The 14,097-nt window shown below is 52.0% G+C and carries 13 protein-coding genes; 1 reads left to right on the forward strand and 12 read right to left on the reverse strand.

The window, feature by feature from the left end:
• Positions 1 to 3: 3 nt before the first annotated feature.
• The 12 genes from fabZ to rpsB all read right to left on the reverse strand — a co-directional run bounded on the left by fabZ (position 4) and on the right by rpsB (position 12,699).
• Positions 4 to 459: a 3-hydroxyacyl-ACP dehydratase FabZ gene (fabZ, locus tag QEN31_RS18685; protein ID WP_000210741.1), complete on the reverse strand. Its 456-nt coding sequence runs from the start codon at positions 457 to 459 to the stop codon at positions 4 to 6.
• A gap of 105 nt (positions 460 to 564) precedes the next feature.
• Positions 565 to 1,590, reverse strand: coding sequence for a UDP-3-O-(3-hydroxymyristoyl)glucosamine N-acyltransferase (gene lpxD, locus QEN31_RS18690; protein ID WP_001139265.1), 1,026 nt, complete (start codon positions 1,588 to 1,590; stop codon positions 565 to 567).
• Between the two features lie 3 nt (positions 1,591 to 1,593).
• Entirely contained in the window at positions 1,594 to 2,079 is a 486-nt protein-coding gene (gene skp / locus QEN31_RS18695; RefSeq protein WP_000758966.1) for a molecular chaperone Skp, read from the reverse strand.
• Positions 2,080 to 2,201: 122 nt separating this feature from the next.
• Positions 2,202 to 4,616 (reverse strand): outer membrane protein assembly factor BamA, encoded by a 2,415-nt coding sequence (gene bamA, locus QEN31_RS18700; protein ID WP_001240929.1) that lies wholly within the window; start codon positions 4,614 to 4,616, stop codon positions 2,202 to 2,204.
• A 31-nt stretch (positions 4,617 to 4,647) separates the two neighbouring features.
• Positions 4,648 to 6,000, reverse strand: a complete 1,353-nt coding sequence (rseP, locus tag QEN31_RS18705; protein ID WP_000949017.1) for a sigma E protease regulator RseP — start codon at positions 5,998 to 6,000, stop codon at positions 4,648 to 4,650.
• Between the two features lie 11 nt (positions 6,001 to 6,011).
• Positions 6,012 to 6,869 (reverse strand): phosphatidate cytidylyltransferase, encoded by an 858-nt coding sequence (cdsA, locus tag QEN31_RS18710; RefSeq protein WP_000922421.1) that lies wholly within the window; start codon positions 6,867 to 6,869, stop codon positions 6,012 to 6,014.
• A 12-nt stretch (positions 6,870 to 6,881) separates the two neighbouring features.
• Positions 6,882 to 7,640, reverse strand: coding sequence for a (2E,6E)-farnesyl-diphosphate-specific ditrans,polycis-undecaprenyl-diphosphate synthase (ispU, locus tag QEN31_RS18715; protein WP_000947413.1), 759 nt, complete (start codon positions 7,638 to 7,640; stop codon positions 6,882 to 6,884).
• A 312-nt stretch (positions 7,641 to 7,952) separates the two neighbouring features.
• Positions 7,953 to 9,149: a 1-deoxy-D-xylulose-5-phosphate reductoisomerase gene (gene ispC, locus QEN31_RS18720; protein ID WP_000811898.1), complete on the reverse strand. Its 1,197-nt coding sequence runs from the start codon at positions 9,147 to 9,149 to the stop codon at positions 7,953 to 7,955.
• A 141-nt stretch (positions 9,150 to 9,290) separates the two neighbouring features.
• Positions 9,291 to 9,848: a ribosome recycling factor gene (gene frr, locus QEN31_RS18725; protein ID WP_000622423.1), complete on the reverse strand. Its 558-nt coding sequence runs from the start codon at positions 9,846 to 9,848 to the stop codon at positions 9,291 to 9,293.
• A 146-nt stretch (positions 9,849 to 9,994) separates the two neighbouring features.
• Positions 9,995 to 10,720 carry a UMP kinase gene (gene pyrH, locus QEN31_RS18730; RefSeq protein WP_000224567.1) on the reverse strand — a complete coding sequence of 242 codons (726 nt, stop codon included), beginning with the start codon at positions 10,718 to 10,720 and terminating at the stop codon, positions 9,995 to 9,997.
• 144 nt (positions 10,721 to 10,864) lie between these two features.
• Positions 10,865 to 11,716 carry a translation elongation factor Ts gene (tsf, locus tag QEN31_RS18735; protein ID WP_000808106.1) on the reverse strand — a complete coding sequence of 284 codons (852 nt, stop codon included), beginning with the start codon at positions 11,714 to 11,716 and terminating at the stop codon, positions 10,865 to 10,867.
• 257 nt (positions 11,717 to 11,973) lie between these two features.
• A complete protein-coding gene (gene rpsB, locus QEN31_RS18740) occupies positions 11,974 to 12,699 on the reverse strand; it encodes a 30S ribosomal protein S2 (RefSeq protein WP_000246886.1) in 726 nt (241 codons plus the stop codon).
• Positions 12,700 to 13,149: 450 nt separating this feature from the next.
• Between rpsB and map the strand changes: the two genes are divergently transcribed.
• Positions 13,150 to 13,944: a type I methionyl aminopeptidase gene (gene map, locus QEN31_RS18745; RefSeq protein WP_001018211.1), complete on the forward strand. Its 795-nt coding sequence runs from the start codon at positions 13,150 to 13,152 to the stop codon at positions 13,942 to 13,944.
• Positions 13,945 to 14,097 lie beyond the last annotated feature (153 nt).

A 14,097-nucleotide genomic window follows, 5' to 3' on the forward strand; every position in this document is an offset into this window, starting at 1 on the left:
GAATCAGGCCTCCCGGCTACGAGCACACATCATGGTTGCTTCGCACACGACTTTACCGTCGACCAGCGCAACCCCTTTAAAGCGGGTCAGGCCACGGCGCGTTTTCTCGAAAGTGACTTCCATGATCATCTGATCGCCTGGCACCACCGGACGCTTAAAGCGCGCTTCATCAATACCCGCGAAATAATACAGTTCGCCAGGTTCCAGTTTACCAACGCTTTTAAACGCCAGAATACCGGTTGCCTGCGCCATCGCTTCCAGAATCAGCACGCCTGGCAAAATCGGTTTGCCCGGGAAATGCCCCTGGAAAAACGGCTCGTTGACGGAGACATTTTTCACCGCACGCAGAAAACGACCTTCTTCAAAGTCCAGCACGCGATCGACCAGTAAAAACGGAAAACGGTGCGGCAGAAGCTCTAAAATCTCTTCAATCTGCAGAGTATGAGTGTTAGTAGTCAAAATACTCTTCCTGTCCAAATATACAAAAAGGCAATAATAACACGGCCTGCCGCAATCGTATGAATGTGACAGGCCGGAAAAGAATGGCAACTACAAGGCGGAACGTTAGTCTTGTTGATTAACCTTGCGCTCAATCGCTTTGAGACGCTTGCTCATATCATCAATGTTCATCACCAGTGCAGCAGTTTTACGCCATACTTTGTTGGGTTGCAGCGGAATGCCTGAGGAGTAGACGCCCGGTTCCGTGATGGGACGCATCACCATACCCATGCCAGTTACCGTGACTTTGTCGCATATTTCCATATGCCCATTGATCACGCTGGCGCCGCCAATCATGCAGTAACGGCCAATCTTCAGGCTACCCGCCATAATGACGCCACCGGCAACTGCCGTATTGTCGCCAATCACGACGTTATGTGCAATCTGGCACTGATTATCAATAATCACGCCATTGCCAATAACAGTATCATCCAACGCGCCACGGTCAATGGTGGTACAAGCGCCGATCTCGACACGATCGCCAATAATGACCCGGCCCAGTTGTGGGATCTTCACCCAGTTGCCACGATCGTTAGCGTAGCCAAAACCGTCCGCGCCGATCACCGTACTGGACTGGATCAGGCAATTCTCACCGATCTGAATGTCGTGGTAAATCGTTACGTTCGCCCACAAGCGTGAACCCGCCCCGATTTTGCTATTTTTTCCGACGAAACAGCCTGCGCCGATAACCACGTTATCGCCCAGTTGTACGCCAGATTCAATCACCGCATTCGCGCCGACTGAAACATTGCTACCCAGCGTTGCCGTCGCATCAATCACGGCGCTTGGTGCGATATTCTGAGCGGGTTGCGGCGTAGTATCTAAAATTTGTGCCATGCGCGCGTAGGTCAGGTAGGGATTTTTAACTACCAGCGCCGCGCTCTTGGCAAAAGGAAGATCGTCCTGCGTCATGACAACCGCAGAAGCCTGGCATAAACCTAAGTGTTCACGGTACTTAGGATTTACCATAAACGTAATGTGGCCTGTTGTTGCAGATTGCATGGACGCAACGCCGGTGATGACGATATCGCCATCACCGTGTAATTCTGCATCCAACTGTTCTGCTAAGTCAGCCAGTCGAATTGAAGGCATTACTTATTTAACCTGTTTCAGTACGTCAGCGGTGATGTCTTTCACATCGCTGCTGTTGTAAGCAACGGTGTTTGCGTCTACCACCAGATCGATACTCTGGTCGTTAGCCACTTTTTTCACCGCAGTCTGGATACGAGTCACCAGTTTGTTGCGTTCTTCGTTGGAACGACGAGCGCGATCTTTCTCAAAAGCCTGCGCTTTTTGTGCGAAAGTCTGGCGCTGAGACATCACGTCTTTTTCCAGCTTAGTACGATCGCTACCTGCTTTCATGGATTGCAGACGCTGCATTTTAGATTGCAGATCGGTTTCCATTTTTTGCAGTTCAGCCGCACGGCCTTTAAATTCGTTTTCCAGTGTATTGGATACACCCGTCTTCTGCGCAACCTGTTGGAACAGATTACCCATGTTGACGATTGCAATTTTGTCAGCAGCCTGTGCGGACGTTACCATCGCCAAACCAAGACCTGCAGCTAATAACCACTTTTTCACAATAAACTCCTTACCATCCCATTTGCACCCGAAGGTACAGCTCTTTGCGTGGCCTGGCGATCCCTGGGGGCATCGCCAAAAGTCATCGCTACACTACCAATGCATTCCTTTGCAGTGAACAATTACCAGGTTTTACCAATGTTAAACTGGAACTGCTCGGCTTTGTCTCCATCGTACTTTTTAAACGGCTGGGCGTAGGAGAAGACCAACGGCCCCAATGGGGACATCCATTGTAATGCGATACCCGCGGACATACGGATGTTGCCTGGATCGCTGTAATCCGGTACATCTGACGGCGCAGATGACGGATCCCAGTTCGTATCCCAAACGGTACCCATATCCCAGAAGAAGGAGGTACGAACCGAGTTGGCATACTTTTCGCTGATGAACGGCGTCGGGGTAATAAATTCCAGGCTGGCGACAGCCATGGCATTACCACCTACCGCATCATCTGATTTACAGCCTGATTCCTGAGTACAGTCTTCGTAATCATCATTATCGTCCCAACTAGTGTGGGCGCCATTTTTATAGACCGCTTTCGGGCCGATAGTATTCGACTGGAAACCACGCACGGTACTGGAACCACCGGCATAGAAGTTCTCATAGAACGGCATTTCCTTGCCGCCTAAACCATCGCCGTAACCCCAGCGAGTACGCCCCAGAACCACCCACTTGTGATCGTTATCAATAGGCACATAGGTCGCGGTATCCAGCGACACTTTGTAGTATTCGTTGTCGGAACCTGGAATCGTCACTTTCCCCGTCAGATTGACGCGCGAACCGTCCGTCGGGAAATAACCACGGTCAAGCTTGTTATAGGTCCAGCCGTAGTTAAAGGTGAAGTCATCAGCGGCAAAACTGCTGGTATCAGCAGATTGTCCCATCGACTCAAGATAACGATCCATCGCGATCTGCGGCTGCATGTTGGACAGTTTGTTATGGACATAACCCAGACCAGCACGCAACGTGTTGTACTCGTTGATGGGGAAGCCAAGCGTCACATCCGTACCGTAACTCTTGTTGGTATAGTCGGATAGATCCGCGTCGTCCGCCTGGAAGTCGTTATAGAAGATACGACCACCGAGGCTCACGCCGTCAACGGTAAAGTATGGGTTAGTAACGGACAGTTCGCTGTAGGTCTGGTAGTCGTTTTTGGTGCCGTTAATCCCCACGGAATAACCGGTACCTAACCAGTTGTCCTGCTGAACGCCGGCCTGGAAGCTAACGCCGCTTTCTGTACCGTAACCGATACCGAAGTTAAAGCTACCGGTGTTGCGCTCTTTCACCTTGTACACCACATCAACCTGATCCGGGCTACCCGGAACGCGCTGCGTGTCGGTGTCGACGGTTTCAAAGAAGCCGAGACGGTTCAGACGCTCTTTCCCCTGGTCAACCAGGTCGCTGCCCAGCCACGCCCCTTCCATCTGGCGCATTTCACGGCGCAGAACGGAATCTTTTGAGGTATCGTTGCCTTCAAAGCGGATCTTACGCACGTAGAAACGGTTGCCCGCATCGACGTTCACGCGCAGTTTTACGGTTTTGTCAGCATCGTTAATTTCAGGCTGTGACTGCACGCGCGGATAGGCGTAACCATAGCGACCCAGAAGCTTTTTGATGTCATCTTCCATTTTGGTCACTTTGGTGCCGTTATAGAGCTCGCCCGGTTCAATTTTCGTCAGTTTCTCAATTTCAGCGGAATGTCCGGCCAGGTTACCGCTCACCTGAACCCCGGAAAGCTTGTACTGATCGCCTTCGGTGATATTGACGGTGATGTAGATCCCTTTCTTATCCGGCGTCAGACTCACTTGCGTGGAGTCAATATTGAAACGCGCGTAGCCGCGATCCAGATAGTAGCTGCGCAAGGTTTCAAGGTCGCCCGCCAGCTTCTGTTTCTGGTATTTACGATCGCCGACGACGTTCCACCACGGCACTTCGTCACGCAACTGGAAATGAGAAATGAGTTCTTCGGTGCTAAAGGCATGGTTACCGACGATGTTGATCTGTTGGATCTTCGCCGATACGCCCTCCTGGAACACCAGTTTAAGATCAACACGGTTGCGCGGTAGCGGCGTGACGACCGCCTTAACGCTGGCGCTGTATTTACCTACGCTATAGTAAAAGTCTTCCAGACCTTTTTCGATATCAGACAACGTGGTGCGATCCAGAGACTCGCCAACACGTACGCCAGACGCTTCGAGGTTTTGCTTGAGCATGTCATCTTTCACCGACTTGTTCCCGGAGAAAGTGATGCTGGCAATGGTCGGACGTTCTTTTACCTGAACCAGAAGGGTATTACCATCGCGCAGGACGCGGACGTCCTCAAAGTTGCCGGTGGCGAACAGAGCGCGAATGGTGTTACTGATATCTTCATCATTAACCGTGTCGCCTGTGCGCACCGGCATACTGAGGAGAGCCGCACCAACGGCGACTCGCTGCAGGCCTTCGAAATGAATGTCCTTCACTACGAACCCTTCAGCACCGTATACGGTGGCGCTGCTGAACAGCAGCGACGCTATGAGCAACTTTTTCATCGCCATCGTTATTATGCGTTCTTCCTAACTAACTCTCTTACAACCGAGAGAAATCATTGAAAAGTGCAAGCCCCATTAACAACACCAGCAAAATCGAGCCAATGCGATAACTAAAGTCTTGAACCCGCTCGGATACCGGCCCGCCCTTAAGCTTTTCAATCGCCAGGAACAGCAGATGACCCCCGTCAAGAACGGGCAGCGGAAACAGGTTAATTATCCCTAAGTTCACGCTGATTAGCGCAAGGAACATCAGGTAATAAATCACCCCGAACTCCGCTGACATCCCAGCCCCCTGAGCGATAGAAATCGGCCCACTGAGGTTGTTCAGTTTCACATCACCGGTTATCAATTTACCCAGCATACTGACCGTCAGCTTCATCAACTGCCACGTCTTATCCGTGGCTTCGAGGATGGCGCTAAAAGGCCCATACTGGCGTATAGTCTTGTACTCTTCCGGCAGAGGAATAATTTTAGGCACCACGCCTGCAAACCCTTCCGCCTTTCCGTTAACCGATTTCGTATCCGGCGTTAACGTCAACGACAAGGCGCTCCCCTGCCTTTCAATCTCTAACGCTAACGGCTTACCGGGATTATCGCGTACAAACGTCACGAATTTCATCCACTGCGTTAACGGCTGACCATCGACTTTAACGATCCTGTCGCCCGCTTGCAAACCCGCTTTACTGGCTGCGGAATTCGCCTGCACTTCTGACAGTACCGGTTCAATCTGTGGCCCGCGGGGCCGAATCCCTAAAGAAGATACAGGATCTTGCTTATCAGGCTCAAATGCCCAGTGACGTAAATCAAGCGTTTTATCCTGCCGCTGGTCGCTACCAAACGGCGCGACGCTCACCGTCGTCTGCTGATCGCCAATTTTGGACACCAGTTGTAAACGCACGGCATCCCAATCAGGGGTTTCGATACCATCAACGGCTTTAAGTTCCGTACCAGGCGCAATTTGCGCCTGCGCAGCAATCGAGTTGGGCGTTATTTCGCCAATGACCGGACGAACGCCAGGGACGCCGATGATAAAGACCAGCCAGTAAGCAAAGATAGCAAAAATGAAGTTCGCAACCGGACCTGCGGCAATAATTGCGGCGCGCTGGCCCACCGTTTTGTTATTGAAGGCGTGACGACGCAATTCCGGCGCTACCGGTTCGGCGCGCTCATCCAGCATTTTGACGTAGCCGCCCAGCGGGATCAGGGCGATGACATACTCGGTGCCGTACCGATCGGTACGACGCCAGAGCGCTTTGCCAAAACCGATGGAAAAGCGCTCAACTCGCACACCGCAGCGCCGGGCAACCCAGAAATGACCAAATTCATGCACAGTGATCAGCACGCCCAGTGCGATGATGAATGCAGCCAGATTCCAGAGAATACTCAGCATAAAACCTTCCGTTAGAGCGTCCTGAACACCAGTAACAACAGGCAAGCAAAGACCGGTACGGCAGCCGTCAGGCTGTCAATTCGGTCCAGAATGCCGCCATGGCCTGGAATCAAGTGGCCGCTATCCTTAATTCCTGCTTCGCGCTTAAACATACTCTCGGTGAGGTCGCCCAGTACAGAAGCCAGAGCCGCCACCACAGAGCAAATCAGCAAGATAACAGGCGCAACATCCAGATTCGCCCACATACCGTAACCCCATGAGATCACGGCAGCTGTAGCAAGCCCGCCGATAAACCCTTGCCAGGTTTTACCCGGGGAAACCTTCGGCGCCAGCTTATGTTTGCCAAACAATTTACCAAACATATACGCGCCAGAGTCCGCTCCCCAGACCAGGATCATGACATAGAGTAGCCATATTGCGCCACTGTAATGATTCTCGTCATAGTGCCAGGCGCGCAGCGCCAGCATGCCCCAGAAAAATGGCACAATAGTTAACAAACCGAAAATGAGACGCAATGTTTTTGAGTTGCGCCAGATTGCCGCCGAACCGGGATAAAATAGCACCAGCAGTAGCGCGACAACCCACCATCCTAACGATGCCCAAAGCGACATCTCAACCAGCGGTTGACGAATGTTGTGATGATACTCAGGCAACAAAAATAGCATCAGCGCCAATAACAGACCACACAGCACCGCCAGCCAAACCCGCTGTGAACGCGCGGCGAAACCGCTTAACTGTCCCCATTCCCACGCGGCCAGCATACAGACAACCAGCGTAATAATGGCGAACCCCACCGGCGGCAATAAAAAAAGCGCAGCGATGACCGCGGGTATTAACACAAAAGCAGAAATCAGGCGATACTTCAGCAAAAGCAACCCCCATCAGGCTTTGTCATCACCAGGCTCGGTACCGCCGAAACGACGCTCTCGATTAGCAAAGGCATGCAGCGCACCTTCAAAGTCTTGTTCATCGAAATCGGGCCAAAGAACATCCGTAAAGTAAAGTTCGGCATAGGCAATTTGCCAAAGCAAAAAGTTACTAATGCGATGCTCTCCCCCAGTCCTAATTACTAAATCCACAGGCGCCAGCTCATGCATACAGATTTGCTGGCCTAGTCTCTCTTCATCAATCTGATCGGGGCGCAGCACTCCAGCCTGCACCTGTTCCGCCAGTTGTCGGACTCCCTGGACAATATCCCAACGTCCGCCGTAATTCGCAGCGATATTCAGCGTTAGACCCGTATTATGGGCGGTAAGCGCTTCTGATTTGCGAATACGTTCTTGTAAACGTGAGTTGAATCGACTGATATCGCCGATAATACGCAGGCGAACGTTATGGCGGTGCAGGCTTTTGACTTCGCTATCCAGCGCCCACACAAACAGCTCCATTAACGCGCTCACTTCCTGCGCCGGTCGGTTCCAGTTTTCACTACTAAAGGCATACAGCGTTAACGCATCAATACCGTTATTGGCAGCAAAAGAGACCGCTCGCCGGACGGACTTCGCCCCGGCTTTATGCCCAAAGGCCCGGATCTTCCCTTGCTTTTTCGCCCAGCGACCATTGCCATCCATAATTATTGCAACATGACGGCAGCCATGCGCTGGCAAATTTTCGCTTACTGGTTGAGTTGCAGACAACATAACGCGTTTTTTGTCCCTGAAAGGATTTAGCGGTACTCAGGAATACTGAAGCCTTTATACACATTCTCTTCGGTTCGCTTCGCGGATGACCGCGCGTCATCGCCCCTGTCGTGCGCTGTCTGCGCACGCCGGGAACGTACTCGCCTGCCGTCCCGATGCGTCCTGAATGATTTTGTGTATCCACAAAAAAGCCGTGTAAAACCACGGCTAACCTGACCGAAAAAAGCCAAAAACCTGCGATCAGGTGGCGCAGACTATATCACCGAAGCCCAACGCTAACAAATAGCACGATCTTCTGTCGCGGGATAATCGTCAGCGTGAGAGCCGTATCACTTGTTTTCTGGCTACTTCACGCGCGATGGCGTCAACCTGCAATACGTCCTCAACGCTTGCCGGTTCCTGTAAATCCATCCTCTCCAGCACCGCTAAATTGAGCCCGGCGATATCGGTAAAACGAATCTGTTGCGCCAGAAACGCGGCAACGGTGATTTCGTTTGCCGCATTGAGCGCCGTCGTTGCCGCCTGACCTTGCTCAAACGCCTCCATCGCCAGCTTCAGGCACGGATAACGCTGATAATCTGGCGCGCTAAACGTCAGCGCGCTGAGTTTGCAAAAATCAAGCGGCTGCGCGCCGGACGTGGCGCGATTCGGCCATGCCATCGTATGCGCAATAGGCGTACGCATGTCAGGTTCTCCAAGCTGCGCCAGGACGCTGCCGTCCTGATAACGCACCATCGAATGAATGACCGATTGCGGATGGATCAACACTTCCATCTGACGTGCGCTGGCATTAAATAACCAACGCGCTTCAATGTATTCCAGACCTTTATTCATCATGGTGGCGGAGTCGACGGAGATTTTTCGCCCCATCGACCAGTTCGGATGACGACATGCCTGATCCGGCGTCATCGCTGCCAGATCGCACATTGGCGTTTCACGAAACGGGCCACCAGACCCGGTAAGCAAAATCGACGTTACGCCATTTTGCTCAAGGTCAGCGTATCCCAGATTATGCTGAATAGATTGCGGCAAACTCTGAAAAATCGCGTTATGTTCGCTATCGACGGGTAAAAGCCGGGCGTTGCTGCGTTTTACTTCGTCCATAAACAGCCGCCCGCAGGTCACCAGCGATTCTTTATTCGCCAGCAGAATCGTCTTCCCTGCGCGAATCGCCGCCAGGGTCGGCAGTAAACCAGCCGCGCCCACAATGGCCGCCATCACATGCCCGACCTCATCAAGCGCCGCCATCTCACAGGCAGCCTGCTGACCGCTCAGAACCTCGGTGCGGCTGCCATGCTGCTGAAGCATTATTTTGAGCTGTTCTGCGCTCGACGTATCGTCCATCACGGCATAACGCGGCGAGAACTCCAGGCACTGCTCCGCCATGCGGGCGACATTTTTACCCGCCACCAGCGCGATAACGCGGAAGCTATCAGGATTATGGCGCACCACGTCCAGTGTGCTGCAACCAATAGAGCCGGTCGAGCCCAGAATGGTTAATTGCTTCATGAAACGTCCAGAAGTGTTGAAACGGAATAAAAAGCAAAACGCCGCACAGGAGACCTGATAATGTCTTCTGCGCGGCGCTTTGTACACCACTCATCCGCCAGGTTTAGCGGTGGAATGAGTTTATATCTGCGTACAGATCAATCAGAACTGCATCAGTTCTGCTTCTTTATCTGCCAACGCCGCATCCACTTTCTTAATTGCCGCGTCGGTCATTTTCTGTACTTCTTCCTGAGAGCGACGATCGTCATCTTCACTGATCGCTTTATCTTTCAGCAGAGCTTTTACTTTATCGTTCGCATCACGGCGGACGTTACGAACGGCGACACGCGCCTGCTCCGCTTCGCCACGGACAATTTTCGTCAGATCTTTACGACGTTCTTCGGTCAGCGGCGGCAGCGGAACGCGAATGTCGGTGCCCGCAGAGCTTGGATTCAAACCGAGGTCTGACGCCATGATCGCTTTTTCAACGGCTGGCCCCATAGAACGGTCAAACACGTTAATTTTTAAGGTACGGGAGTCTTCTACCGTTACGCTTGCCAACTGGCGCAGCGGGGTCGGAGTGCCATAGTATTCTACGACAATACCATCCAGCAGGCTGGGAGAAGCACGACCCGTGCGCACTTTGCTGATTTGGGTTTTGAACGCTTCAACGCATTTTTCCATGCGTACTTCAGCATCTTTTCTGATATCGCTAATCACGTTACGAATCCTTGAAAACTAGTCTCAGTCAGACCAGACGGTCACACAATACAAAGATGTGCTAAGTATAGTCTCGTTTAATTTCTGCCAGGTAATAAGACCCGTCAATAGAACAGAATCTTACCCGTATTTGGCGCTCACGGGAATTATTCCGTGATTAACGTCCCTTCTTTTTCGCCCATCACCACACGACGCAGCGCGCCTGGTTTGTTCATGTTGAAAACACGAATCGGCAGTTTGTGGTCACGAGCCAGCGTGAACGCCGCCAGATCCATCACTTTCAGCTCTTTATCCAGCACTTCGCTGTAGGTCAGCTGATCGTACATGGTCGCGGAAGGATCTTTTGCCGGATCGGCAGTGAATACGCCATCCACTTTGGTCGCTTTCAGTACGACATCCGCTTCAATTTCGATCCCGCGCAGACAGGCCGCAGAGTCGGTAGTGAAGAACGGGTTACCCGTACCTGCAGACAGAATCACAACACGGTTATTACGCAGCAGGCTAATCGCCTCGGCCCAACTGTAGTTGTCGCACACGCCGTTTAAAGGAATTGCCGACATCAGGCGGGCGTTCACATAGGCGCGGTGAAGCGCATCACGCATTGCCAGGCCGTTCATGACGGTGGCCAACATGCCCATGTGGTCGCCCACAACGCGGTTCATCCCCGCTTTTGCCAGACCCGCGCCACGGAACAGGTTACCACCGCCAATCACCACACCAACCTGAATACCCAGTTCAACCAGTTCTTTGATCTCCTGAGCCATACGATCCAGTATGCTTGCATCAATACCGAAGCCTTCCGTACCCTGCAGAGCTTCGCCGCTTAATTTAAGCAGAATGCGTTTATAGACGGGTTTTGCATTGGTAGCCATGTTTCTTTCCTGAGACTGTCAACGATTGATATGAGTTAATTCCGGCGACATTGTACGTCGCATTTCAGCGCAGACGCCAGGCGTCGGCTGATTTTACAAGAGAGGCGCAAAAAGAAGCCGCCCTCAGGCGGCTCCTCAGGAAAATCAGGACTGCTTAGACATCGCAGCAACTTCTGCTGCAAAGTCAGTCTCGACTTTCTCAATGCCTTCGCCCACTTCAAAGCGGATGAAGCCAGTCACGTCAGCGTTGTGCTCTTTCAGCAGTTGGCCAACAGATTTGCTCGGTTCCATGACGAAAGGCTGACCAGTCAGAGAAACTTCGCCGGTGAATTTCTTCATGCGGCCTTCAACCATTTTCTCTGCGATTTCTTTCGGCTTACCGGACTGCATCGCGATGTCCAGCTGTACCTGGTACTCTTTCTCTACCACGTCAGCAGACACGTCTTCCGGCTTAACGAATTCCGGCTTGCTTGCCGCAACGTGCATCGCCAGCTGCTTAACCAGCTCTTCGTCAGCGCCTTTAGCGGCAACCAGAACGCCGATGCGCGCACCGTGCTGGTAAGAACCCAGAACGTCGCCTTCCAGGGAAGCGACGCGACGAATGTTGATGTTCTCGCCGATTTTCGCTACCAGAGCAACGCGCTCTTCTTCGAACTGTGCTTTCAGAACTTCTACGTCAGTGATTTTGCCAGCAACAGCGGCGTCCAGCACTTTGTCAGCAAATGCCTGGAAGCCAGCATCTTTAGCCACGAAGTCAGTCTGGCAGTTAACTTCCAGAATGAAAGCGACGTTGCCGTCGATTTTGGTTTTGATTACGCCGTCAGCAGCCACGTTGCCTGCTTTTTTCGCCGCTTTGATAGCGCCGGACTTACGCATGTTTTCGATTGCCAGCTCAATGTCGCCATTCGCTTCAGTCAGCGCTTTTTTGCAATCCATCATGCCTGCGCCGGTACGCTCACGCAGCTCTTTTACCAGGGATGCGGTAATTTCAGCCATTCTAAAATCCTCGAAAGATTTGATCTGCCCGGCATCAAACCGCACAGATATAAAAGTGAAAAAGGGGGCCATATACAGGCCCCCTAACCAAACGTGATACTACCTGGTCTATAAGGGCTCTCCCCTTCATATTTCGAGCCGCAGGCGCGTTGCCTTCACTCGCTCATCCCGGTCACTTACTGATGTAAGCTCCCGGGAATTCTCGAGCTTGCCGCCTTCCTGCAACTCGAACTATTTTAGGGAGTTATCAAGCCTTATTACTCGGCTTCTACGAAGCTTTCTTCCGCCTGGGAAGCCAGATCCTGAGAACGGCCTTCACGAACGGTTGCAGCGACAGCGCCCAGGTACAGGCTAACAGCACGGATTGCGTCATCGTTACCCGGGATAACGAAGTCAACGCCGTCCGGATCAGAGTTGGTATCAACGATAGCAAATACCGGGATACCCAGGTTGTTCGCTTCTTTGATAGCAATGTGCTCGTGGTCAGCATCGATAACGAACAGAGCGTCCGGCAGACCGCCCATGTCTTTGATACCGCCCAGGCTGTTTTCCAGTTTCTCAAGCTCACGAGTACGCATCAGCGCTTCTTTCTTGGTCAGCTTTTCGAAAGTACCGTCCTGAGACTGAGTTTCCAGGTCTTTCAGACGTTTGATGGACTGACGAACTGTTTTCCAGTTAGTCAGCATACCGCCCAGCCAGCGATGGTTCACGAAGAACTGGTCGCAGCTGTTAGCAGCTTCTTTCACCGCTTCGCTTGCAGCGCGTTTAGTACCAACGAAAAGGATTTTACCTTTACGAGCAGAGATCTTGTTCAGTTCAGCCAGAGCTTCGTTGAACATCGGTACAGTTTTCTCAAGGTTGATGATGTGAACTTTGTTACGCGCGCCGAAGATGAAAGGCTTCATTTTCGGGTTCCAGTAACGGGTCTGGTGACCAAAGTGAACACCAGCCTTGAGCATGTCGCGCATGGAAACAGTTGCCATGATTTAAAACCTCTATAGATTAAGTTGGGGTTATGCCTCCACGTATCCCATATTACCGACCCCAAAGGGCACCCCGGAATATGTGCCGATACGTGTGTGTTGTTACACAAAGTGAGATTTGTCGCTCCCGTCCATCGTGTGTAGTCTTCGAATGGATCGGAAGTCCGGCGCGCTTTATACCACAAATACGCCACCGACACCAATAATTGTTGGCACTCAGTGCTGAATTGAACGATGAATTTCGTGTTACAGGCAGGCGGCAAATTTTTGCATCCCCGAGAGCTTACGGCCAGTCAGTGACTGGGGTGAAAAAATGTCGCCAACGCACCTGTGGCACGAAAGGCGAAGTTCAGAATGATTCTCAATTTGGCAGGGCACACCCCTGACTGATACCATTGTCAGCACTTACACAATTATTGCCGAAATCATCGGCACTGATGGACAGAATTCATGGCTATCTCTATCAAGACATCTGAAGACATCGAAAAAATGCGCGTCGCGGGCCGTCTGGCAGCCGAAGTGCTGGAAATGATCGAACCGTATATCAAACCGGGCGTCACCACCGGCGAACTGGACCGTATCTGTAACGATTACATCGTTAACGAACAACACGCGATCTCCGCCTGCCTCGGCTACCACGGCTATCCGAAATCCGTCTGTATCTCTATTAATGAAGTGGTGTGCCACGGCATTCCGGATGACGCTAAACATCTGAAAGATGGTGATATCGTCAACATCGACGTGACCGTGATTAAAGATGAATTCCACGGCGATACCTCGAAGATGTTTATCGTCGGCAAACCGACCATTCTGGGCGAGCGTCTGTGCCGCGTCACGCAAGAGAGCCTGTATCTGGGCATCAAAATGGTGAAACCGGGCATCCGCCTGCGCACCATTGGCGCCGCCATCCAGAAATATGCCGAAGGCGAAGGTTTCTCCGTGGTACGTGAATACTGCGGACACGGTATTGGTCGCGGCTTCCATGAAGAACCGCAGGTGCTGCATTATGATGCAGACGATGGCGGCGTCGTGTTGCAGCCTGGCATGGCCTTTACCATTGAACCGATGCTGAACGCCGGGGATTACCGTATCCGCACCATGAAAGACGGCTGGACGGTAAAAACCAAAGACCGCAGCTTGTCTGCTCAGTACGAGCATACTATTGTGGTAACGGAAAACGGCTGTGAAATTCTGACGCTGCGTAAAGATGACACCATCCCGGCGATCATCACACACGACGAATAATGTTTTGCCTGATGGCGATGCCTTCGCATCTTATCAGGCCTACAAATTACACCTTTACTCAAAATCATTCGAGTTGCCTCAAGGCGGCAAGAGAGTGAATCTTCAGGAGCGTACATAAGTACGTGACTGGAGTGAACGAGCGCAGCCAACGTA

It is taken from the genome of Salmonella sp. SA15303, from assembly GCF_029962125.1.
Classification (GTDB): domain Bacteria; phylum Pseudomonadota; class Gammaproteobacteria; order Enterobacterales; family Enterobacteriaceae; genus Salmonella; species Salmonella enterica.

What these genes read in the sequence shown, in the direction of transcription:
- lpxD (WP_001139265.1), bottom strand. Translation starts at nt 1,590, where the DNA reads ATGCCTTCAATTCGACTGGCTGACTTAGCAGAACAGTTGGATGCAGAA.
- bamA (WP_001240929.1), bottom strand. Translation starts at nt 4,616, where the DNA reads ATGGCGATGAAAAAGTTGCTCATAGCGTCGCTGCTGTTCAGCAGCGCC.
- rseP (WP_000949017.1), bottom strand. Translation starts at nt 6,000, where the DNA reads ATGCTGAGTATTCTCTGGAATCTGGCTGCATTCATCATCGCACTGGGC.
- ispU (WP_000947413.1), bottom strand. Translation starts at nt 7,640, where the DNA reads ATGTTGTCTGCAACTCAACCAGTAAGCGAAAATTTGCCAGCGCATGGC.
- ispC (WP_000811898.1), bottom strand. Translation starts at nt 9,149, where the DNA reads ATGAAGCAATTAACCATTCTGGGCTCGACCGGCTCTATTGGTTGCAGC.
- pyrH (WP_000224567.1), bottom strand. Translation starts at nt 10,720, where the DNA reads ATGGCTACCAATGCAAAACCCGTCTATAAACGCATTCTGCTTAAATTA.
- tsf (WP_000808106.1), bottom strand. Translation starts at nt 11,716, where the DNA reads ATGGCTGAAATTACCGCATCCCTGGTAAAAGAGCTGCGTGAGCGTACC.
- rpsB (WP_000246886.1), bottom strand. Translation starts at nt 12,699, where the DNA reads ATGGCAACTGTTTCCATGCGCGACATGCTCAAGGCTGGTGTTCACTTT.
- map (WP_001018211.1), top strand. Translation starts at nt 13,150, where the DNA reads ATGGCTATCTCTATCAAGACATCTGAAGACATCGAAAAAATGCGCGTC.